16 protein-coding genes are annotated in these 23,577 nt (G+C 31.7%); 7 read left to right on the top strand and 9 right to left on the bottom strand.

From position 1 onward, the window contains the following. Positions 1–927, bottom strand: a complete 927-nt coding sequence (gene nadA / locus Q0842_RS01170; protein ID WP_298493245.1) for a quinolinate synthase NadA — start codon at positions 925–927, stop codon at positions 1–3. A gap of 58 nt (positions 928–985) precedes the next feature. Then, positions 986–2,815 carry a hypothetical protein gene (locus Q0842_RS01165; protein WP_298493242.1) on the bottom strand — a complete coding sequence of 610 codons (1,830 nt, stop codon included), beginning with the start codon at positions 2,813–2,815 and terminating at the stop codon, positions 986–988. Between the two features lie 303 nt (positions 2,816–3,118). Between Q0842_RS01165 and Q0842_RS01160 the strand changes: the two genes are divergently transcribed. After that, the gene (locus Q0842_RS01160; protein ID WP_298493239.1) at positions 3,119–5,716 is read left to right on the top strand and encodes a phosphoenolpyruvate carboxylase; all 2,598 of its coding nucleotides are present in this window, start codon (positions 3,119–3,121) and stop codon (positions 5,714–5,716) included. 197 nt (positions 5,717–5,913) lie between these two features. On the opposite strand, the gene amt is transcribed toward Q0842_RS01160, so the two are convergent. The 4 genes from amt to Q0842_RS01140 form a co-directional block, all read right to left on the bottom strand. Beyond that, positions 5,914–7,155: an ammonium transporter gene (amt, locus tag Q0842_RS01155; protein ID WP_298493236.1), complete on the bottom strand. Its 1,242-nt coding sequence runs from the start codon at positions 7,153–7,155 to the stop codon at positions 5,914–5,916. A gap of 24 nt (positions 7,156–7,179) precedes the next feature. Then, positions 7,180–7,518, bottom strand: a complete 339-nt coding sequence (locus Q0842_RS01150) for a P-II family nitrogen regulator (RefSeq protein WP_298493232.1) — start codon at positions 7,516–7,518, stop codon at positions 7,180–7,182. Positions 7,519–7,668: 150 nt separating this feature from the next. After that, the gene (locus Q0842_RS01145) at positions 7,669–8,955 is read right to left on the bottom strand and encodes an ammonium transporter (RefSeq protein WP_298493229.1); all 1,287 of its coding nucleotides are present in this window, start codon (positions 8,953–8,955) and stop codon (positions 7,669–7,671) included. Positions 8,956–9,056: 101 nt separating this feature from the next. Continuing rightward, positions 9,057–10,070 carry an outer membrane beta-barrel protein gene (locus Q0842_RS01140; protein WP_298493545.1) on the bottom strand — a complete coding sequence of 338 codons (1,014 nt, stop codon included), beginning with the start codon at positions 10,068–10,070 and terminating at the stop codon, positions 9,057–9,059. A 515-nt stretch (positions 10,071–10,585) separates the two neighbouring features. Between Q0842_RS01140 and gltB the strand changes: the two genes are divergently transcribed. Together gltB and Q0842_RS01130 are read left to right on the top strand one after the other, a co-directional pair. Next, positions 10,586–15,100 (top strand): glutamate synthase large subunit, encoded by a 4,515-nt coding sequence (gene gltB / locus Q0842_RS01135; RefSeq protein ID WP_298493226.1) that lies wholly within the window; start codon positions 10,586–10,588, stop codon positions 15,098–15,100. Positions 15,101–15,104: 4 nt separating this feature from the next. Continuing rightward, positions 15,105–16,568, top strand: coding sequence for a glutamate synthase subunit beta (locus Q0842_RS01130; protein WP_298493223.1), 1,464 nt, complete (start codon positions 15,105–15,107; stop codon positions 16,566–16,568). A gap of 67 nt (positions 16,569–16,635) precedes the next feature. Here the strand turns inward: Q0842_RS01130 and fbp are convergent, their stop codons facing one another. Further along, positions 16,636–17,640, bottom strand: a complete 1,005-nt coding sequence (gene fbp, locus Q0842_RS01125) for a class 1 fructose-bisphosphatase (protein ID WP_298493220.1) — start codon at positions 17,638–17,640, stop codon at positions 16,636–16,638. Between the two features lie 121 nt (positions 17,641–17,761). On the opposite strand from fbp, the gene Q0842_RS01120 reads away from it, so the two are divergent. Genes Q0842_RS01120 through Q0842_RS01105 form a run of 4 tightly spaced genes read left to right on the top strand, consistent with a single transcriptional unit; the run spans position 17,762 to position 22,330 of the window. Continuing rightward, a complete protein-coding gene (locus tag Q0842_RS01120) occupies positions 17,762–18,241 on the top strand; it encodes a GNAT family N-acetyltransferase (RefSeq protein ID WP_298493218.1) in 480 nt (159 codons plus the stop codon). Next, entirely contained in the window at positions 18,241–19,491 is a 1,251-nt protein-coding gene (locus Q0842_RS01115) for an aspartate kinase (RefSeq protein ID WP_298493215.1), read from the top strand. The genes Q0842_RS01120 and Q0842_RS01115 overlap by 1 nt, the downstream gene beginning before the upstream one ends. Before the next feature lie 23 nt (positions 19,492–19,514). Then, positions 19,515–21,338 carry a lysophospholipid acyltransferase family protein gene (locus Q0842_RS01110; RefSeq protein WP_298493212.1) on the top strand — a complete coding sequence of 608 codons (1,824 nt, stop codon included), beginning with the start codon at positions 19,515–19,517 and terminating at the stop codon, positions 21,336–21,338. Continuing rightward, the gene (locus Q0842_RS01105) at positions 21,335–22,330 is read left to right on the top strand and encodes a carboxypeptidase-like regulatory domain-containing protein (RefSeq protein ID WP_298493208.1); all 996 of its coding nucleotides are present in this window, start codon (positions 21,335–21,337) and stop codon (positions 22,328–22,330) included. The genes Q0842_RS01110 and Q0842_RS01105 overlap by 4 nt, the downstream gene beginning before the upstream one ends. A 48-nt stretch (positions 22,331–22,378) precedes the next feature. On the opposite strand, the gene Q0842_RS01100 is transcribed toward Q0842_RS01105, so the two are convergent. Together Q0842_RS01100 and Q0842_RS01095 are read right to left on the bottom strand one after the other, a co-directional pair. Continuing rightward, positions 22,379–23,002 (bottom strand): protein-tyrosine-phosphatase, encoded by a 624-nt coding sequence (locus Q0842_RS01100; RefSeq protein WP_298493204.1) that lies wholly within the window; start codon positions 23,000–23,002, stop codon positions 22,379–22,381. Positions 23,003–23,061: 59 nt separating this feature from the next. Then, positions 23,062–23,568 (bottom strand): DUF6428 family protein, encoded by a 507-nt coding sequence (locus Q0842_RS01095; RefSeq protein WP_298493150.1) that lies wholly within the window; start codon positions 23,566–23,568, stop codon positions 23,062–23,064. Between the last annotated feature and the right edge of the window lie 9 nt (positions 23,569–23,577).

Here is a 23,577-nt window from a genome sequence, read left to right as displayed (position 1 = left end):
TTATTTAGATAATTCTAGCATACGTTCAATTGGTAATAATGCGCGATCAATTATAGCCGGATCAACTTCAATTTGTGGTGATTCATTTAGCATACAATCATATAGTTTTTGCATGGTATTCATTTTCATGAAATGACATTCGCTACAAGCACATGTATTATCTTCTTTAGCTGGAGCTGGCACCAACTCGGTATTAGGCATTTCTTGTTTCATTTTATGTAAAATACCTGCCTCGGTAGCTACTATAAATTTTTGGTCTTGATGTGCTTTTACATAATTAATCATGCCAGAAGTAGAGCCAATATAAGTTGCGGTATTTAGTATATGTGTTTCAGATTCTGGATGCGCAATTATTTTATAATCTGGATATTTTTTATGAAGTTCTATAAGCTTATCCATTGAAAAGGCTTCGTGCACAATACAACTACCATCCCAAAGTAGCATATCTCTACCTGTTTCATTTATAATATATTGCCCTAAGTTTCTATCTGGTGCAAATATAATTGGTGTTTCTTTTGGTATAGAATTTACAATTTTTAACGCGTTTGATGAAGTACAAACAATATCACTCAAGGCTTTAATTTCTGCCGAACAATTAACATAAGTTATCACCACATGATTAGGGTGTGCTTTGGTAAATTTTTCAAATTCATCTGGTGGGCAAGAATCTGCTAAAGAGCAACCAGCATTTAAATCTGGTAATACTACTGTTTTTTCAGGACTTAAAATTTTTGCAGTTTCTGCCATAAAATGTACACCTGCAAAAACAATCATATCTGCATCTGTTTCGGCTGCTTTTTGAGACAAGCCTAAACTATCTCCCACATAATCTGCAATATCTTGAATTTCTCCAACTTGATAATAATGTGCTAAAATAACAGCATTCTTTTCTTTTTTAAGACGATTAATTTCTTTTACTAAATCCATTTTAATTGAGTTCAAATATTTTTAAACAAAATATAAATTTTGCAATTAGCCTCAAGCTTTAAGAAACATTAGTCTTTGTTTGATTTTGAATTGCTAAATTTTGTATTTCAATTGTGATTAACTTTAATACTTTTTCACTTTCATTCAATTCGTTTAAAACATCTGTTTTTACATCTTGAAACATGTGTTTTAAGTCTTTAAACAAAGTTTTATAATATAATACTCCTTCGTTTAAATTTTTAGTAAAGGTAGTAAGATATTTTTCTTCTTTTTTGTTCATTACAATTTTAGCTTCTTCTAATTTATTTTTTAAAAAATCTATATATATAGAAAGTTCTTTAATAAACACATTAGGCCGATCTGTTCTAGTAATCATATTATCTCTTCCGTAGATATGGTCTGTAATATTCTTTAAGCTCATAACCTTAGAATAATAAGCCATGTTTGGTCCTGGACAAACGGATACGCCTTTGCCTTCAACTTTTGTATCCAAATTATAGGCTAACAATGCCGAGGTACCTAATCCAACACAGGTACAAGATTTTTCTACAATTTTGTTAAACTTAACCTGATATTCTTTTGAGTCTAATTCTTGTTGATCTAATTCTTTAATTTTTAAATATTGGTATTCTCTTGATGCTGTACAAATTCCTTTTTCTTTAAATTCTTTATTTAAAGCTACAAACTTTTTTGGGCATGAACTTCCCGGTCTACCTTTATTTATTAATACCTCTTTTTCAAAATCTTTGGTGTTGTCTTTAAGGTTATTAAATGGCACACCCAAAGGTGAAATATCACTTAAATATAAATCTTCTTCTTTTGCTCTAACAAGTTTACCCAAAGTTTTCTCATCTACGGTTGTAGCTTCTGGCACAAGTAAAAAAGGTGTGCCCCAGCCTACAGAATCTAATTGATAATTATTAATTAAAAACTCATGTTCTTCTTGAGTACCAACACCACCTTGAGCTGTAATTTCAATTTTAAATGCTTGTTCTGGAACAACACGTCCTTGGTTAATTAACTCTTTCTTCATAACCTCCTCAATAGTTGTTCTTAACTCGTTTCGTTTTTCTTTAAACTCCTGTAAAACAGGACCCAAAAGATAACCGTCTGTAGCAAAAGCATGGCCTCCACAATTAAGACCAGATTCAATTCTGTATTCAGAAACCCATAATCCTTTTTTAGCTAAAAATTTTCCTTGAATTAATGCAGATCTATAATCGCTAACCTTTAAAATAATCTTCTTATTAAAAGTACCATTCGCTTTTGGATAAAAGCTATCAAACTGATTCATGTAAGCAAATAACCTAGGATTCATGCCTGCCGATAATACAACAGAAGCTTTTAAATCACTATTAACAAAACCTCTTAAAGCTGCATGGGCATCATTATACATAGTTGATAATTTCTCATCTTTTGTATAATTATCTTTATCAACTTTGGTCATGATATTTACATCAATACTACCTTTCTTTAAGTTTTGAGAAACCCATTGCTTAATTTCAGAAACATTACTTCCTTTTTCTAAAAGGTTTTTAAATTCTGATTTTATTTCTGACCCTGAAGGAAGCATATTTAAATACGCTTTAAAATCATCACCTTTATCAATAGCAATGCTTTTTAATACTTCAAATTTCTTGTCAACTAAATCGTTCATCAAATTTAAATATGATGTAATTCGTTTGGCTCTAAAATCCTCAACTTTATCTGTAATTTCAGAATAAGGAATTTCAAATTTATCACTATACATTTTTCTTAACTTCTCCAATAAGATATCATCTACTAAAGAAATTACTGAATCTATGCCGTATTGTGCTACTTTTAATGGTGTATCAATTGTAAACCCTATTCCCATAACTGGAATGTGAAATGAATGTGTTTTTTTCATGTGTGGTTTTAATTATTTTAAAATGAAATAAAACGATAAAGGTACCTTGTAAGCTTTTCACCGAGTATGATATTTATCATACAATCAAATAAGTGTTTTTTTAAGATAAATTGGTTATATTATTTTGTTTTATTAGAAGTTAAAGACTAATTAATTATAAGAATACCTATTTATCTTGGGTTTTTATTTAATTATTCATAATCAGAATTCCACTATGTAAAAAAATCAATAAATATTTTTAAACTATGTGTTCTTTAACCAGAGCTTCACTATTTTTATGCTTAATTTTCAATAGAACGATATATGTCCGTAGAGCCTAAATTAACAAGATTTAACCAAAATGTTTTATCAAAATATCAGATATACAATAGTATATTTATGACATTACCTTTTGACGCTGTTACAAAAACAGGTGTATTACTTCCTTTATTTCATGAAACATGTAAAAAAGGATTTAAACAAGGTGATGACCCTACAACTATTGTAGAAACTTTTTTTAATAAATATCAAGCCCGTAGAAATAAACAAAGTCAGATAAATTTATTATTTAGATTTATTCAATACATTGAGCGTCAAGTTGTTTTATTTGATGCCATTGAAGATGCTGCCTTTCCAATTGTAAATAATATGGAAGGTGTTGGTACTTTAAGAAATTTAAAAGGAACTGCTACCTCTGAAGGTAACCTTGAAGAATTACAAAAATATCTAGACGAGTTTAAAGTGCGTATTGTTTTAACTGCGCACCCTACACAATTTTACCCAGGATCAGTTTTAGGGATTATTACCAATTTAACTAAAGCTATAAAAGAAAACAATTTATCTGAAATAAATAATTTATTTGGTCAATTGGGTAAAACACCTTTCTTTAAACACCATAAACCCACTCCTTATGATGAGGCTATAAGTTTAATTTGGTATTTAGAAAACGTGTTTTACAAAACATTTGGTTCCATTTACAACTACATTCAAACTAGTATTTATGATGATGGAAAAAAACATAACGAAATTATAAATATTGGTTTTTGGCCAGGAGGTGACCGTGATGGAAATCCATTTGTAAAACCAGATACCACATTAAAAGTTGCTAAAAAATTAAAGCAATCTATCCATAAAAAATACTACGAAGATTTAAAAGACTTAAGAAAAAAATTAACTTTTAGAGGCGTAGAAGATCGTATTATACATTTAGAAACCTTATTCTACAAGTATAGTACAAATCAAAACGATGACAATGAAGAAATTATGTCTTCAAGAGCATTTATTAGAGAACTATTAAGTATTAGAGATGTTATAGTGCACGAGCACCAGTCTTTATATGTAAGTGAGCTTAATAATTTAATTAATAGAGTGCATATTTTTGGTTACAGCTTTGCATCTTTAGACATAAGACAAGATAGTAGAATTCACCATAGTGTATTTACTACGGTAATTGATAGTTTAATTGCAACAGGAAAATCATCATTCCCAGATAATTATCATGATTTATCTGAAGATGAACAGATTGAAATTCTATCAAAAGCTAATGATGATGTTTCTGATTTAGATGCTTTTGAAGATGAAATGGTTAGAAATACTTTAAAAACCATTGCTATAATTAAAGATATTCAATTAAGTAATGGCGAACGAGGTGCAAACCGATATATTATAAGTAATAATCAAACAGCACTTAACGTTATGCAACTATTTGCTATGTTAAGAATGGTAGCTTTTAAAGAAGAATTAACTGTTGATGTTGCTCCGCTTTTTGAAACAATACCTGATTTAGAAAATGCTCCTGGAGTTATGGAGCAACTTTATACTAATCCAGAATACATGGCTCATTTAAGAGCTAGAGGAAGCAAACAACATATTATGTTAGGCTTCTCTGATGGTACCAAAGATGGCGGATATTTAATGGCCAACTGGGGTATATATAAAGCTAAAGAATTACTTACTGAAATGTCTAGAAAATATGATGTTACAGCAATATTCTTTGATGGACGTGGCGGACCTCCTGCTCGTGGTGGTGGAAAAACACATCAATTTTACTCATCATTAGGTCCAACAATTGAAGATAAAGAAGTACAATTAACCATTCAAGGACAAACCATTAGTTCTAATTTTGGAACTTTAGATTCTGCACAATATAATCTAGAACAACTTATAAGTTCAGGAATTAAAAACAGAATAAATGGTGAAAAAAATAAAATGTCTGATATTGATAGGGCTGTGATGAATGATTTAGCTGAAACAAGTTATCAAACCTATAAAGACTTTAAAAGTCATGCAATGTTTATTCCGTATTTAGAGCGTATGAGTACTTTAAAATTCTATGCTAAAACAAATATAGGAAGTAGACCTTCAAAACGTGGTAGCTCAAATAAGCTAGTATTTTCTGATTTAAGGGCCATTCCTTTTGTTGGATCTTGGAGTCAATTAAAGCAAAATGTTCCTGGTTTTTATGGAGTTGGCACCGCACTTAAAAAATATGAAGATAGTGGTGATTTTGGTAAAGTAGAACAGCTTTACAAAAATTCTAAATTCTTTAGAACACTTTTAGAAAATAGTATGATGTCTTTAACTAAGTCATTTTTTGACTTAACAAAATACATGTCTAAAGATGAAGAATTTGGAGGTTTTTGGAATGTTATACATGAAGAATATTTAACTACAAAACGATTACTTTTAAAACTTACAGGGTTTAAAGAATTAATGGAAAATGAACCTTCTGGAAAAGCATCTATTGAAGTTAGAGAATCTATTGTATTACCGCTACTTACTATACAACAATTTGCTCTTAAAAAACTTCAAGAATTAGAAAAAGCAGGAGCTCCTGATGATGATCCAGATAAAGTTATTTATGAAAAAATTGTAACACGATCTTTATTTGGTAATATTAATGCTAGTAGAAATTCTGCTTAGTAATTATTAATTTATTCTATAAAAGTAAAGCCTTCATTAAAAAATGAAGGCTTTTTTTGTGTGTTTTATATATTTTTAATTTCTGAATTCGCCTTATTAAAAAATATAAATTAAGATATTTTTAATTTAAAAAAAAAGGACACCTTGTATAACACAAGACATCCTTTTTAATCAAACTAAACTAAATCTATTATATGTTAATGCTCATTCAATCTAAAGTCTGGATAAGCATCCATACCATGTTCGTGAGCATCTAAGCCTTCTAATTCTTCTTTTTCTGAAACTCTAATTCCAACTGTTTTCTTCATTATAAAGAATATAATGAATGCTGAAGGTATACATATTGCAGCGTAAGACAAAATACCAATCAATTGACTTATAAATTGATCTAGACCGGCTAAGGCACCAAAAATACCAACTGCTAAAGTTCCCCAAATACCACAAATTAAGTGTACAGCAATAGCTCCAACAGGATCATCTAATTTAATGGCATCTACAAATGCAACTGCAAATACAATAAGAGCACCTGCAATGGCACCAATTGCAATAGCATTTTCTGGACTCATTTGATCTGCTCCAGCTGTAATTCCAACTAACCCTCCTAAAATACCATTTAAGAACATTGTTAAATCTAAATTCTTATATTTTAAAAATGATACCAATGCAGCAACTACACCACCTGCAGCTGCAGCTAAACAAGTTGTAACTAAAGTTAATGATGTTAATTCTGGATCTGCTGATAGTACAGAACCTCCGTTAAAACCAAACCATCCTAACCAAAGGATTAAAACTCCCGCAGTAGCTAAAGGTATACTATGACCAGGAATTGCTTGTGGTTTCCCTGCCTTATCAAACTTTCCAATTCTAGAACCTAGCAACCAAACAGCAACTAAAGCAGCCCATCCGCCAACAGAGTGCACTAATGTTGAACCTGCAAAATCATAAAAAGGTGTTTCTCTCATATCTAAAAATCCACCACCCCATTTCCAAGATCCAGCAAGTGGGTATACAATACCTACATATATAACTGTAAAAATCATAAAAGGTCCAATTTTCATACGTTCAGCAACAGCTCCAGATACAATCGTAGCAGCTGTAGCAGCAAACATACCTTGAAATAAGAAATCTGTCCACCATGTGTAACCACCATCAGCGTATTCTGGTGTCATTCCATTTTCTGGTGGTGCTATACCAAACCCTGCAAAGTTAAAAAACCCAGCAGAACCATCCTCAAATCCGGGATACATTAAGTTAAATCCAATTAAATAGTAAAGTAATAACCCTACTGTAATGATAAAAATATTTTTAAATAATATGTTTATAGTATTTTTTTGTCTAGTTAATCCAATCTCTAAAAATGCAAATCCTGTATGCATAAAGAAAACAAGTGCCGTACAAATCATCATCCATACATTATTTGCTGTAAATAATCCTTCCATTATTATTAGTTTTTTTTAGTTTTATTATTTTAAAGTGTCTCCACCCTTTTCTCCTGTTCGTATTCTGTAACACTCATTAACATCAGAAACGAATATTTTTCCATCTCCAACTTCTCCAGTACTTGCTGCTTCAAGAAGTGTTTTAATTGTTATTTCCTCGAAATCATCATTTACAACGATAGATAAGTGCCTGCGTTGAATATCGCTGGTACTATATGATACACCCCTATAAACATGCCCTTCTTTTTCGTTACCAAGACCGGTTACATCCCAATAAGAAAAAAAGTTTACACCAACTTCGTGTAAAGCATCCCTAACTACACGATATTTTGATTTTCTAATAATTGCTTCAATTTTTTTCATAATTCATTAATCTTATAATTGTTTAGTTTGTTAAAATAATAAAATATTTAATTTTTAATGATTAAACTTATCCATATATAATAACATCTAAAAAGACACCTTACTAGTAAGGCATCTTTTTAGATAAAATTTTTATTTTAATTATGAAGATTACTCTTCAATTTCTCTTTGTCTCTTACCAGGGTAAGCAATAGAACCATGTTCTGTCCAGTCAAGTCCAGCTATTTCCTCAGCCTCAGTAACTCTTAAACCAATTGTCTTTTTCATAATTCCTAAGAAAATGAATGACAACCCGATTGCCCAAGCAGCATAAGCTAAAACTCCAATTGCTTGTGCTCCTAATTGCGCAGCACCTCCACCATTAAAGATACCAATACCAGCATCACCATCAACACCCCAAAGACCTATAACTAAAGTTCCCCAAGCACCAACAATACCGTGTACTGAAATTGCACCTACAGCATCATCAATTTTTAATGTTTTCTCAACAAATCCTATTGATAATACTACAAGAATACCACCAATTAAACCAGCTAAAACAGCACCACCTTCAGTCATGTTACCACAACCTGCAGTTATACTTACTAAACCAGCAAGTGCCCCGTTTAATGTCATACTTAAATTTGGCTTTCCGTTTTTAATCCATGTAAATAATAAAGCACTTAATGCACCCGCAGCTGCAGCTAAGTTAGTTACTAAAACAACTTGAGAAGCAGCAGTAGCATCATCACCACCCCATGCTAATTGAGAACCACCATTAAAACCAAACCAACCTAACCAAAGGATAAATACACCTAAAGTAGCATACATTTGGTTGTGACCATGCATTTCAATTGGTTTACCGTTAAGGAATTTTCCAATTCTAGGACCAACCATCCAAGCAGCAACAAGTGCAGCCCATCCACCCACAGAGTGAACAATAGAAGATCCAGCAAAATCGATAAATTCAGCAGGCATAATACCATCCGTATTATTTAACCAACCACCATTCCATTCCCAACCACCAGCGATTGGATAAATGAAAGCTGTTAATAAAATACTAAAAATAGCATAAGTTGTATATTTTGTTCTTCCTGCAATAGCTCCAGAAACTATAGTAGCAGCTGTTGCAGCAAATACTGTTTGGAAGAATAAATCTGCAGCACCTTGAGAGAATGTAAAACCTCCCCAATGGAAGAAACCTCCGCCCATATCTGCGCCATACATTAATGAGTATCCTATAAACCAGAAAGCTAAAGAGCCTACTGCGATATCTAGGAAGTTTTTCATTGCTATGTTAACAGCATTTTTTGAATCTGTCATACCAGATTCTACTAAGAAGAATCCTGCTTGCATAAAGAATACTAAGATACCTGAAATAAGCATCCACATCATTCCCATGTCGCCTTCAATGGCAGCAGTATCTTGAATTATAAGGGGCATGTTAAATAAAGACATATTATATAATTTTTAGGGGTTAGTTAATTAGTAAAGGTGCGTTCTCTTTATAAGAGAACTCACCTTTATTCTCTTTTATATTTTTTGTATATTCCTTTAACTTAGAAAGAAACTATTGCAGCTAAAGTAAAAGCAGCTAAACTATCAGTACCAACTCCATCACTATCAACAAAGTTTCCGTAAAACTGACCGTCATCTTGATTACTTAAAGCATCTAATCTAATCTCAGGCTTAATGATTAAGTTATCAATTGTATAGCTTCCAGTTAAAGTAGTAGCAAATACACTTGGTAAATCGTCACCATCACCATGAAGAGCGAAATATTCACCTCTTAAACCAATTGAAAAGCTATCAGAAGTTGCTAACTGTGGATATAATGCAGCTCCGTAAAAACCTTCACCATCATTATCATTGTATGCAGCATTGATACCTAAGAAGAAATCTTCAGATAAATCAAAGCCACCTGTATAATCAATTTCAAAACCTAAACCACCAGCATTACCGCTATCATAGTATAAGTTTAAGTATTGTCCATAAAATCCTAACTGAGCTCCAAGTGCATACTCACCAGATTGAGATATATCATTAGTATCCCAAGGGTTAGTAATAGCTAACATTAAACTCCAATCATCAGATAAAGCAAAATCAGCTTTTAAACCCATGTGTGAAAAAGGACCACTTGAAAATAAGTAAGAACAACTGTAGTTAAAGTTTGCTGCAGGAGCAATAACTTCGTATCCTAAGAAAGTATTAAATCTACCAAATGTTAATGTAGTACCTTCAGATACATTCCAGTAAACATAAGCTTGATTTACAATACCATCAACAATATCACTATTAAATGTTGCACCAGCACCTCTTGGTCCAGTAACTAAATCAAGTACAGCACCTACTTTCTCACCTTCGTAGCTAGCTATAACGTTACCCATACCTAATGCAAATCCAGATTGTCCTGCAAAAGCAGTTCCAAAAGTTGCACCATCATTATCTGGAGCAGTTAAATACGTTTGGTAGTAAGCATCTACACTACCACTTATTGATAATTTTGATTTCTCTTCTTGAGCAAATATCGCTGTTGCTACAAAAAGCATTGAAAGTGTAATAATTTTTTTCATCATTGTTTTCTTTTTAAGTTATTTAATTAATTAGATCTATAATTTTTGATTAGTGTTTGTTTAAAGTTTAATGTTTTATAGACCTAAACCTCCTTAAGAACGAGGCTAAACTATGGTAAAAACTTTTAACCCCCATAAAAAATAGGGGTATATCGTTAACTTTTATCAATATTACATTTTTTGCCCTATTTTTTTAGGGGTATCATCTTAATTTTTTATTTTTTTGAATTTTCAACAACATGATTAATTGAATTATTAGCAATATTTTATAATTTTTCATGCTATTATTTCCACTTAACAAACCATTCATTATCAAAAATTCAGATATACTCATATTATTAACAAAATTTTAAGTTTGATTATTTATTAAAAAACCCGTTTAATTTTGATATATAATTATTTTTATATCCAGTTGACTTCTAAAATCGAAATAATGAAAAGCAACTATTGTAATTCAAATCTTAGAGCGTATCTTAGCTTTTCAACTCAAGTTTATAATTAATTTAATGTTGACTATGATTAAGAAACAAGGACTTTATTTACCAGAATTTGAACACGAGAACTGTGGTGCTGGTTTTATTTGTAATCTTAAAGGAGAGAGAACAAATCAAATTATTCATGATGCATTAGAAATTCTTGTAAAATTAGAGCACCGTGGTGGTGTAAGTGCAGATGGAAAAACTGGTGATGGTGCTGGATTGCTTATCGATATCCCACACGACTATTTTAAACGCGTTTGTGATTTCGAAATTCCTGAGCAAAGAGCATATGCCGTTGGTATGGTATTTTTACCTAAGGTAGACAATCAATATGTTTTTTGTAAAACAACCTTTGAAAAGGAAGTTGAAGCGCAAGGACTTACCATTTTAGGATGGCGTAAAGTACCTGTAGATTCTACACAACTAGGACCAATTGCATTAGCTTCGGAGCCTAATATAGAACAACTATTTATTGGTAAAACTGAAACTATTGATGAGGCTACTTTTAAAGCTAAATTATACGCTGCTAGAAAAATAACAGAACACGCTATTAGAAACTCTAAAATTTCTGAAAGTGGTTATTTTTACGTGCCTAGTTTATCAACAACAACTTTAATATATAAAGGTATTATTATGCCTGAAGATATTGGGCCATATTATACAGATTTACAACAAATAGATTTAGTTACACGTTTGGCCTTAGTACACCAGCGCTTCTCTACAAACACAATGCCTACATGGGAATTGGCTCAACCATTTCGTCACATGTGTCAAAATGGAGAAATTAACACCCTTCGTGGTAATGTAAGTAGAATGCGTGTACGTGAAGAGATCATGAAAAGTGATGTTTTTGGACCACAAATAGATAAGTTATTTCCAATAATTTTACCTGGTAAATCAGATTCTGCTTCTATGGATATGGTGGTCGAGTTATTAACTCATACAGGACGATCATTACCAGAAATTATGATGATGATGATTCCTGAAGCCTGGGAAAAACATGCTACCATGTCTGATGAGCGTAAAGCTTTTTACGAGTACAATGCTTGTATCATGGAGCCTTGGGATGGACCAGCATCTGTACCTTTTACTGATGGTGATTATGTTGGTGCATTACTTGATAGAAATGGATTAAGACCTTCTAGATATACAATTACCAAAAGCGGAAAACTAATCATGTCATCAGAAATTGGTGTGGTAGAAGTTGCACCAGAAGATGTAAAAGAACACGGTAGACTAGAACCAGGAAAAATGTTCTTGGTAGATATGAATGAAGGACGCATTATTGAAGATGAAGAAATAAAAAGTAAAATAGTTTCAGAAAGACCATATAAAGAATGGTTAGACAAAACACGTTTACACTTAAAAAATGTACCTTATACTAGTGAAACTTGTCCAATAGAAACTATTGATATTAAAACCCGACAACGTTTATTTAATTATACGTTTGAAGATATACAAGAAGTAATTACCCCAATGGCTATTGTTGGGAAAGAAGCTTTAGGATCTATGGGAATTGACACACCATTAGCTGTTTTATCTGATAGACCACAATTAATATCAAATTATTTTAAACAATTATTCGCACAAGTTACAAACCCACCGTTAGATGGTATTCGCGAAGAAATTGTTACAGACATTAGTTTAAATCTAGGTAAAGACAGAAATATTTTTAGTATTACAGAAAGACAATGTAGAAAACTAAGAATTCAGAATCCCGTTATCTCAAATGCAGATTTAGAAAAAATTAGAACCATAGATATTGAAGGTTTCAAAACTGAAACTATTCAAATGCTTTATCCAAAAATTCAAGGGATGAATGGTTTAGAAAATGCACTTGACGACATAATCATTCAAATTGAAAAAGCTTTAGAAAGAAAAACAAATATTATAATTCTTTCAGATAGAGGTGTAAATAAAGATTTTGCACCGATACCTGCATTATTAGCATGTTCGTACGTAAATCATCAATTAAACAGATTGCGTAAACGTTCTTATTTTGATATTATAATTGAATCTGCAGAACCTCGTGAACCACATCATTTTGCAACCTTATTTGGTTATGGTGCTAGTGCCATTAACCCATACATGGTTAATGAAATTATTAGAATGCAAGTTAAAGACGGCTTCATTACTGGTATGGACGAGCAAAAAGCAGTTGATAATTTTAACAAAGCTATAGGAAAAGGTATTTTAAAAGTGATGAACAAAATTGGAATCTCTACGCTACACTCGTATAGAGGTTCTCAAATTTTCGAAATTGTAGGTTTCAATTCTCAATTTGTTGAAAAATACTTCCCATATACAGCCTCAAGAATTGAAGGTATTGGATTATATGAGATTGAAAAAGAAATTGATCAACGCTATAAACAAGCCTATCCAGATAATTCAATTGATAAAAACCTAGGATTAAATATTGGTGGTGATTACAGATGGAGACGTAATGGAGAACGACACTTATTTAACCCTACTACAGTATCAAAATTACAACAAGCTGTAAGATTAAGTGACCAAGCAAGTTATGATGTTTATGCAAAAGCAATAAACGAACAATCTGAAAACTTAATGACTATACGTGGTTTATTTGAGTTTGATAACTTAGACCCTATTCCTTTAGAAGAAGTTGAACCATGGACAGAGATTGTAAAAAAGTTTAAAACTGGAGCCATGTCTTACGGTTCTATCTCTCGCGAAGCTCATGAGAATTTAGCCATAGCAATGAACAGGATTGGAGGTAAATCTAATTCTGGTGAAGGTGGAGAAGACAGAAAACGTTTTCAAAAAGATATAAATGGAGATAGTCGTAACTCTGCTATTAAACAAGTAGCTTCTGGTCGTTTTGGAGTGACTTCGCATTACTTAACAAATGCGAAAGAGATTCAAATTAAAATGGCTCAAGGTGCAAAACCTGGTGAAGGCGGACAATTACCTGGCGAAAAGGTTTTACCATGGATTGCTTCAGCTAGAAACTCAACACCTTTTGTTGGATTAATTTCTCCACCACCACATCACGACATTTATTCAATTGAAGATTTAGCACAATTAATTTTCGATTTAAAGAATGCAAATCGTGAAGCTAGAATTAATGTAAAATTAGTATCGGAAGTTGGTGTTGGTACTATTGCAGCAGGTGTTGCTAAAGCTAAAGCAGATGTGGTATTAATATCTGGATATGATGGTGGAACAGGTGCTTCCCCTTTAACGTCACTTAAACATGCTGGACTACCTTGGGAACTTGGTTTATCAGAAGCGCAACAAACCTTAGTATTAAATAACTTAAGAAGTAGGATTGTAGTAGAATGCGATGGCCAATTAAAAACAGGTCGTGATGTTGCTATTGCTGCTTTGTTAGGTGCAGAAGAATTTGGATTTGCAACAGCACCGTTAGTAGCTTCTGGATGTATTATGATGCGTAAATGTCATTTAAACACCTGTCCAGTAGGTATAGCAACTCAAGATAAAGAATTACGTAAAAACTTTAAAGGAACTCCAGAACACGTTATTAACTTCTTCTATTATATTGCTGAAGAATTAAGAGGTATTATGGCTCAGTTAGGTTTTAGAACTTTATCTGAAATGGTTGGGCAAACGCACAAAATAAATGCCAATAAAGCAATTAAACATTATAAAGCTAAAGGATTAGACTTATCTAGTATATTACATAGACCTACTGCTTATAGACAACTTACAGTTAGAAATACAGAAGCACAAGACCATAATTTAGAAAACGTTTTAGACTTTACAATATTAAAAGATTCACATAGAGCTTTATACCGTAAAGAAAAAATGACTCTTGCTTATCCAATAAAAAATGTAGACCGTACAGTTGGTGCCATAGTAAGTAATGAGATATCAAAAATTTACGGACACCTTGGTTTACCAGAAGACACCCTAAATATTAATTTTACAGGTTCTGCAGGGCAAAGTTTTGGAGCTTTTGGAGCACATGGACTAACATTTACTTTAGAAGGAAATACTAACGATTATTTAGGTAAAGGTTTATCTGGCGCTAAATTAATTGTTAAAAAACCAGTTAAAGCAGATTTTATAGCAGAAAACAATATTATAATTGGTAATGTTTGCTTGTTTGGTGCTGTTGCCGGTGAAGCTTATATAAATGGAATTGCAGGTGAACGTTTTGCTGTTAGAAACTCTGGAGCTACAACAGTAGTTGAAGGTGTTGGAGATCATTGCTGTGAATACATGACAGGTGGAAAAGTAGTTGTACTCGGTAAAACGGGCAGAAACTTTGCCGCAGGTATGAGTGGCGGTATTGCTTATGTTTACGACCCTGAAAATAAATTTGTAAACGGACTTTGTAATACTGAAACCATAGAGTTTGAAGATATTACAAGTGAGGATGCAAATGATTTAAAACAAAATATTGAAAAACATACACTTTACACTGATAGTAATCTTGGTAAGAAACTGTTAGCAGACTGGGATTCAAGTCTTGGTAATTTTGTAAAAGTGATGCCAATCGAATACAAACGTGCATTAAAACGCTTAGAGACAGAAGAACAAATGGTAGAAGAATTAACAATAGCATAGTGTCATGGGAAAAGTAACTGGATTTAAAGAATTTGAAAGACAAGATGAGAGCTACAAACCTGTAGAAGATCGTATAAAGCATTATAAAGAATTTACTCAACCTCTTTCTGAGGAAGAAATAACAAAACAAGGGTCGCGTTGCATGGATTGCGGTATACCGTTTTGCCATAGTGGTTGTCCATTAGGAAATCTAATTCCTGATTTTAATCATATGGTACATCAAGGTGAGTGGCAAAAAGCCTCATGGATACTACATTCAACAAATAACTTTCCTGAGTTTACAGGTCGATTATGTCCTGCACCGTGTGAACAAGCATGTGTATTAGGAATCATTGAAGACCCTGTTTCAATAGAAAATATTGAAAAAAATATTGTTGAACGTGCCTTTAAAGAAGGTTGGATTAAACCTCAGCCACCTAAAACAAGAACAGGCAAAACTATAGCCATTGTTGGTTCTGGGCCTGCAGGTTTAGCTGCTGCACAACAATTAAATAGAGCCGGACATACGGTTACAGTTTTTGAACGTGATGATGAGGTTGGAGGTTTATTACGTTATGGGATTCCAAATTTCAAAATGGAAAAAGAAATTATAGACCGTCGTATTAAAATACTTGAAGCCGAAGGCATTGTATTTAAAACCAATGTAAATGTTGGTGTTAACTATGATGTTGAAGCATTAAAATCTTTTGACTCAATAGTACTTTGTGGTGGTGCGACTGAAAGAAGAAGCTTACCAACACCAGGCATAGATGCTGATGGTGTTGTACAAGCTATGGATTTCTTAACACAACAAACAAAAGTGTTATTTGGTAAAAAGGTAGAGAACCAAGTTATGGCTACTGATAAAAATGTTATTGTGATTGGTGGTGGTGATACTGGTTCAGATTGTATTGGAACATCAAACCGTCATGGAGCAAAATCGGTAGTTAATTTTGAAATTATGCCTAAACCACCTGGTCATCGTTCTCCAACTACGCCTTGGCCTTTTTGGCCATTAAAGTTAAAGACATCATCTTCTCATCAAGAAGGTGTTGAACGTAACTGGTTAATCAACACAAAAGAATTTGTAAAAGATAAAGACGGAAAGTTAACTGCACTAAAAACGGTTAATGTAGAATGGAAAATGGTTCCTGGTCAGCGACCACAATTAATAGAGATTGAAGGTACCGAAAAAACTTGGCCTTGCGATTTAGCGTTGCTAGCATTAGGTTTTACAGGTCCTGAAAGCACACTAGCTGATAAATTAGGAATTAAAACAGATGCACGCTCTAACTACAAAGCTGAATATGGTAAGTATCAAACTAATGTGTCAAATATTTTTGTTGCTGGAGATATGCGCCGTGGTCAATCTTTAATTGTTTGGGCTATTTCTGAAGGTAGAGAAGCTGCAAGACAAGTTGATTTGTATTTAATGGGTAAATCAAATTTACCTTCTAAAGATGTTACTGGTGATTTAGTTGCTATGTAATATTAATAAATTAGTGTATAAAAAATGCGAACTGAAAAGTTCGCATTTTTTTTTATATAATTTTAAATTATGCATTCCGCATAAACTCTTCAGCTTTTTCAACCATATTTTTACTACCGCAAATAAATGGTACACGTTGATGTAATTCTGTAGGTTGAATATCCATAATTCTTTTAAATCCATCACTAGCAATACCATTAGCTTGTTCTGCTAAATACGCCATTGGATTACATTCATATAATAAACGTAATTTACCTTTAGGATTTTTAGACCCTTGAGGGTACATATAAATACCACCTTTAATCATATTCCTATGAAAATCTGAAACTAAAGACCCAATATATCTTGAAGTATAAGGTCTATCATCTTCTTCCTTTTGGCAATATTTAATATAATTTTTAATCCCTTGTGGGAAATCAAAATAATTTCCTTCATTAACAGAATAGATATTACCATCTACTGGAAATTCCATTCTTGGGTGTGACAAATAGAATGAGCCAATAGCTGGATTTAATGTAAATCCGTTAACACCATCACCTGTAGTGTAAACTAACATAGTTGAAGTGCCATAAACAACATAACCTGCTGCAACTTGCTCACTACCTTTTTGCAAGAAATCTTCAAGCTGAACTGGAGTACCAACTGGTGTAATTCGTCTATAAATAGAAAAAATAGTACCAACAGAAACATTTACATCTATATTTGAAGAACCATCTAATGGATCAATTAAAACTATATATTTATTTTGATGGTTTTCATCTTGGCTATTTATACAAATAAAATCATCTTCCTCTTCACTAGCAATACCACAAACTATATTTCTATTTGTAAGGGTTTGAATAAATTTATCGTTAGCATAAACATCTAGTTTTTGTTGATCTTCGCCTTGTATGTTAGTGTCACCTGCCGCACCAATTATATCAACTAAACCAGCTTTATTTACTTCATGATTTACAACTTTCGCAGCTAAACGAATAGAATTTATTAGACTTGATAATTCACCCGAAGAATATTGAAATGATGATTGATTTTCTATAATAAATTCTCCTAAGGTTTGCAGTTTTTGAGCCATAGATATTGATTTTGTTTCCTACAAATATCTATAAATTTTAACAAACTACATCGTTTTCGGTGTATTAAAATGCTTTTAAATAATCAACTTTGAACTATATTTGACATATTAATTGATAATTATGGAATTTACTATTAGAAACGCTGAAAAAAAGGATATGCCACAAGTTCTTCATTTAATTAATGAACTGGCTATTTTTGAAAAAGAACCAGAAGCTGTTGAGGTTACTGTTGAAGATTTACAAAAAGATGGATTTAGTGAACATCCAGCATTTCATTGTTTCGTAGCAGAAGTTAAATCGAAAATTGAAGGTATCGCATTAATATACAATCGCTATTCGTCGTGGAAAGGAAAAATTATTCACCTTGAAGATTTAATTGTAAGCAAAGCTATGCGAGGCACAGGTTTAGGTACTGCACTATTAGATGAAGTTGTTAAGTATGGCCATGATTTAGGTGTTAAGCGTATTAATTGGGAAGTTATAGATTGGAATGAAAAAGCTATAACTTTTTATGAAAAGAAAGGTGCAAAAGTATTACGTGATTGGGATGTTGTTTGGCTAGACGAAACAGGTATTAATAATTATGTAGCAAATTTATAATGCAAATATTTAAGTTTGGTGGAGCTTCAGTAAAAGACGCAAACGGAGTAAAAAATTTAGTAACTGTATTAAAAAAAGCTGGTTACAAAAACACTCTTATTGTAGTATCTGCTATGGGTAAAACCACAAATGCACTAGAGCTAGTAATAAAAAATTATTTTGAAAATAATACAGAACTTCAAAGTTCACTACAAGACGTAATAAAATATCACAATGAAATTTTACTAGACTTATTTGATGATGTAAATCACATAGCTTTTAAAAAAGCAACTAATTTATTTGAGGAGTTAAGTAATTTTTTAAAAACAAATAAATCTCCAGATTATAATTTTGTTTATGACCAAACAATAGGTTATGGAGAACTTGTATCAACAACTATAATTAGTGAATATTTAAATTCTATTGGGTTGAAAAATAACTGGATAGATGTTAGAACTCAAATTAAAACGGACAATTATTATAGAAGTGCTAATGTTAATTGGAAAGAAACACAACGTTTAATTTCATCAAATTTTAATACTACCATTTTAAATATTACCCAAGGTTTCTTAGGAAGTGATGAAAATAATTTTACAACAACACTTGGTAGAGAAGGCAGCGATTATACTGCTGCAATTTATGCCTATTGTTTAAACTCGAATAACGTTACTATTTGGAAAGACGTGCCAGGAATTTTAAATGCCGACCCACGTTATTTTGAAAACACACAACTTTTAAATAAAATTTCTTACCATGAAGCCATAGAATTAGCTTTTTATGGTGCATCAGTAATACATCCTAAAACTTTACAGCCCTTACAGGGTAAAGAAATACCTTTGTATGTTAAATCCTTTTTAAACCCAGAAGCACCAGGAACACAAATAGGTAAAAATGTAACTTTAGAGCCTATGGTTCCTTGTTTTATTGTTAAGAAGAATCAAGTATTAATTTCATTGTCTTCATTAGATTTTTCATATATAGTAGAAGAAAATATTAGCGAAATTTTTAATCTTTTACATCAATACAAAATGAAAGTAGCTGTAATTCAAAATTCAGCAATTAGCTTTTCGGTTTGTGTCGATAATATTTATAATAATCTTGATATACTTTTGCAAAACTTAAAAGCAAAATTTAAAGTAACTTGTAATAAAAATGTATCATTATATACCATTAGACATTATAATAAAGCAGCAATTAGTAAAATAGAAAGTGGTAAAACCATACTATTAAAACAACTAACACAAGAAACCATTCAAATAGTAACTAAATAGTTTTATTTACTACATTTACACACATGAGTAAACAAGAAGACATAGGGTTAGTTAATGCAAAAGAAGTTGCTAAAGCTATTCAATTAGATAAATATGGCTTTATTGGCACTTTTATAGGTTGGCTTTTAATGAAAGTTCTTAAAATATCGACTTTAAATAAAATATATAAACGCAATAAGCACTTAAATGATTTAGCATTTTTAGATGCTATTTTAGATGATTTTCAAATTAAATTTGAAATTCCTGAAGAAGATTTAAAACGTTTACCAAAAGATGGCGCTTATATTACCATATCAAACCACCCCCTTGGAGGAATAGATGGTATTTTACTTTTAAAATTAATGCTTGAACAACGCAAAGATTTTAAAATTATAGCAAACTTTTTGCTTCATAGGATTGAACCATTAAAACCATACATAATGCCTGTTAATCCTTTTGAAGACAGGAAAGATGTAAAGTCAAGCATCGCAGGTTTTAAAAATGCAATTTTACATGTAAGAGATGGCCATCCGTTAGGTATTTTTCCAGCTGGAGAAGTTTCTACATATCGAGATGGAAAACTGGTAGTAGATAGGCCATGGGAAGAAGCTGCTATGAAATTAGTTAAAAAGGCTGAAGTTCCTGTAGTGCCAATTTATTTTCATGCTAAAAACAGTAAATTATTTTATAAGCTTTCTAAAATTAGTGACACTTTTAGAACAGCCAAATTACCTTCTGAGTTATTAACACAAAAGCGACGAACAATAAAAGTAAGAATTGGGAAACCTATTTCTGTAAACGATCAAAAAGAACATGGAGCGCTTGATGATTTTACAGATTTTTTACGTCGTAAAACCTATATGTTAGCAAATGCTTTTGAAGAAAAATCAAAAATTTTAGATAATATATCATCAACCTTAAAAACACCTAAACCTCCTAAAAATATTGTTACTCCTGTTGATAATGGTTTAATGGTTGATGAAGTTGATGCTTTAAGAAAAAATGACTCAAGACTTCTTGAAAGTAAAAATTATGAAGTGTTTTTAGCTCAAGCAACTAACATACCTAATATTCTTCGAGAAATTGGCCGTTTAAGAGAAATTACCTTTAGAGAAGTTGGAGAAGGCACTAATGAGGCTATTGATTTAGATGATTTTGATAATTACTACCACCATATGTTTTTATGGGATAACGCAAATAAAGTACTAGCAGGCGCATACAGAATGGGGTTAGGCTCCAAAATTTTTGAGCGTTATGGTATAGATGGTTTTTATTTACAAGATTTATTTAGGTTTGAACCCGAATTATACAAAATGATGAGTCAATCTATAGAAATGGGACGGGCTTTCATCATAAAAGAATATCAACAAAAGCCTATGCCTTTATTTTTACTTTGGAAAGGTATTGTACATACAACTTTAAGATACCCAGAACATAAATATTTAATTGGAGGTGTAAGTATTAGTAATCAGTTTTCAAACTTCTCAAAATCATTAATGGTTGAGTTTATGAAATCGCATTACTACGACCCTTATATTGCTCAATATGTGCATCCAAAAAAAGAATTTAAAGTAAAGTTAAAAGATGCCGATAAAGACTTTGTTTTTGATGAGGCCGAAGCCGATTTAAACAAGTTTGATAAATTTATAGATGAAATTGAACCAGGTGCATTGCGTTTACCTGTTCTACTTAAAAAATATATAAAGCAAAATGCCCGCTTGGTAGCATTTAATGTAGACCCTCTGTTTAATAACTCGGTTGATGGCTTAATGTATATTCGCATTGCCGACTTACCCGAAAGTACTGTAAAACCAGTAATGGAAGAGTTTCAAGCTGAATTGGAAAGCAAGCTTTTTGGAAAACAATGACACCAAAATCATTAGTTGTTTTAGCATTTTTATTTTTAGGCTTTAAAGGCATATCACAGACCTTTAATGGGGTCGTTCTAGACGCATTAACTAATAAACCTCTAGAAACAGCAACCGTATATTTTGACAATACATCAATAGGCGTTATAACTAATGCTAATGGCCAATTTTCTATTCAATACTCAAATGCCTTACAATCGCCATTAATAATATCTTATCTAGGATATGAAAAACAAATAATTGAAGATTACAGAAACGTAAATAACGTCACCATTTTACTTAAAGAAGCAAAACAAACATTAAAAGAGGTCGTTATTAATGCTAATGATGGTTTAACAAGAAAACAAAAACTCAGGTTATTTAGAAAAGAATTTTTAGGGTTTTCTCGTTTTGGAAATTCTTGTAAAATTTTAAATGAAGATGATATAATTATTCGTTACTATAAAAAAGCTAAAAAGTTAACAGCATATGCAAAAGGACCTATTCGTATTCAAAATTTAGCATTACAATATTTGGTGGAATATGATTTAACTTTTTTTGAAATTTATTTTGACAAAGATATTTATGATACAAAGTCAGTAAGATTTGTTGGCAATAGTTTTTTTAAAAATCTAAAATCTGATATTGAAAAAAAGACTCTTAAAAACAGAGAAAAAGCTTATTCAGGCTCTCGATTAGAATTTATGCGTGCTTTATACTCTGAAGAATTAGAGGACAAAAAATATGAAATATTTCTGAAGAATTTAAAAGTTAATCCATGGAATTTTTTCATAATGGATTACAAAAATAACTCAAAAATTAAAAAAGTATCATTAAATCAGCCTGTTGATATAATTTACAATAAAATAGAACAATCAACTATTGAGTTTTTAACACCTAACATTTTAATTGATGTTTATGGAAACTTTAACAACGTTACTAAAATTCGTTTTACAGGAGTAATGGGAAGTCAACGTATTGGGGAATTACTTCCATTTGATTATGCGTTTTAAAATAATCTCACCCAATCCCCCAATACTATGAAGTTATTTAATTTTTTTTTACTCCAAACTAGAAAATACAAACTTCATTTCGGTTGCTATTTGCAAGCTTCTATTTAAATACGTTTCTGTTTGCTGTGGTGTTCCATCTGAAACTTTAGGATCTTCGTAAGTAATTGGTATTCTTTTATCACTTCCCAAAACAAAAGGACAACCTGAATCGGCCGAAGAGCAAGTCATTATTGCTGCAAACTCCGAAGCTGGATTAAATTCATCACTAAACTGTTTTGAAAATGCAATAATACTAGGTTCGTTTTTTGAAAATTTAATACTATAAACGGGGTTTTCTTCTTCGGAAAGTTTTATGATTTTAAAGCCTTGCTTATTTAACGTTTCGCCAACTTTTGGAAACATGGCCGTTGCTTCTGTTCCTCCCGAATAGCAATTCACATTCTGAATGTTATAATATGCTGCCATGGTTTGCGCCCAAACTTGAGACAAATGACTACGACGCGAATTATGTGTGCAAATAAAATTTAAACGTATTGGTTTTTTTGCTTTAATTTTATCGTTCAAATAATCTATTAATGGCTTTAAAGTGGCTTTTCTATCTTCAGAAATTTGCTTTAATTCTAATGATTTTATTGTATTAGAAATAGGTTCAAATAAAGTGGTATGATTCATATCTATTTTTTAATGTGTAATCTATATAACAATAAGTTATACGTAACTTAATTTTTTAATTAACAACAATTTCCATCTGGTGAGCAACAAGGCTCATCACCTGAAACGGTTTCTAAAATATTAACCACTTTTTCAGGTACACCACAAAGTTTTTTCGCTTTACAATCTGTTTTTTCAATGGCTAATTTAATAACTAAATTCTGCCCTTGTATTTCAAAATCATTAACAAATAGTTGAGCTGTATGAAAACTGTCATTACTATACTCAAACTTAACTTCTGATGTTAAATCATAAGGTTTTATTGTCCCAACTTTTTTCAATATAGCTGACGCTTTGTAAGCACTCATATATTCGGTTTTTCCCTTTTCAAGAGGGCTTTCCCAAAGCTGAATAATGGTTTCGTTCCAAGAATCGGTTTGCGAACCACAATCAACTGAATCTACTACAATGTGTTTAACTTCAGTTATATGATAATTAGCTCCGACCAATTGGTTTGGTTTATATTCAAACAATAATGCTTTGTCTTTGTTTTGTTCTAAAACGTTAAAAAATTCTTGTGTTTTCATGTTTTTTTA

It is taken from the genome of uncultured Algibacter sp. (genome assembly GCF_947495675.1).
GTDB lineage: Bacteria > Bacteroidota > Bacteroidia > Flavobacteriales > Flavobacteriaceae > Algibacter_B.
This window is presented reverse-complemented; position numbering and strand designations above follow the sequence as displayed.

Bases quoted from the DNA above. Each gene is read 5' to 3' on its own strand.
- nadA (WP_298493245.1), bottom strand. From the start codon at position 927: ATGGATTTAGTAAAAGAAATTAATCGTCTTAAAAAAGAAAAGAATGCT.
- Q0842_RS01165 (WP_298493242.1), bottom strand. From the start codon at position 2,815: ATGAAAAAAACACATTCATTTCACATTCCAGTTATGGGAATAGGGTTT.
- Q0842_RS01160 (WP_298493239.1), top strand. From the start codon at position 3,119: ATGTCCGTAGAGCCTAAATTAACAAGATTTAACCAAAATGTTTTATCA.
- amt (WP_298493236.1), bottom strand. From the start codon at position 7,155: ATGGAAGGATTATTTACAGCAAATAATGTATGGATGATGATTTGTACG.
- Q0842_RS01150 (WP_298493232.1), bottom strand. From the start codon at position 7,518: ATGAAAAAAATTGAAGCAATTATTAGAAAATCAAAATATCGTGTAGTT.
- Q0842_RS01145 (WP_298493229.1), bottom strand. From the start codon at position 8,955: ATGTCTTTATTTAACATGCCCCTTATAATTCAAGATACTGCTGCCATT.
- Q0842_RS01140 (WP_298493545.1), bottom strand. From the start codon at position 10,070: ATGAAAAAAATTATTACACTTTCAATGCTTTTTGTAGCAACAGCGATA.
- gltB (WP_298493226.1), top strand. From the start codon at position 10,586: ATGATTAAGAAACAAGGACTTTATTTACCAGAATTTGAACACGAGAAC.
- Q0842_RS01130 (WP_298493223.1), top strand. From the start codon at position 15,105: ATGGGAAAAGTAACTGGATTTAAAGAATTTGAAAGACAAGATGAGAGC.
- fbp (WP_298493220.1), bottom strand. From the start codon at position 17,640: ATGGCTCAAAAACTGCAAACCTTAGGAGAATTTATTATAGAAAATCAA.
- Q0842_RS01120 (WP_298493218.1), top strand. From the start codon at position 17,762: ATGGAATTTACTATTAGAAACGCTGAAAAAAAGGATATGCCACAAGTT.
- Q0842_RS01115 (WP_298493215.1), top strand. From the start codon at position 18,241: ATGCAAATATTTAAGTTTGGTGGAGCTTCAGTAAAAGACGCAAACGGA.
- Q0842_RS01110 (WP_298493212.1), top strand. From the start codon at position 19,515: ATGAGTAAACAAGAAGACATAGGGTTAGTTAATGCAAAAGAAGTTGCT.
- Q0842_RS01105 (WP_298493208.1), top strand. From the start codon at position 21,335: ATGACACCAAAATCATTAGTTGTTTTAGCATTTTTATTTTTAGGCTTT.
- Q0842_RS01100 (WP_298493204.1), bottom strand. From the start codon at position 23,002: ATGAATCATACCACTTTATTTGAACCTATTTCTAATACAATAAAATCA.
- Q0842_RS01095 (WP_298493150.1), bottom strand. From the start codon at position 23,568: ATGAAAACACAAGAATTTTTTAACGTTTTAGAACAAAACAAAGACAAA.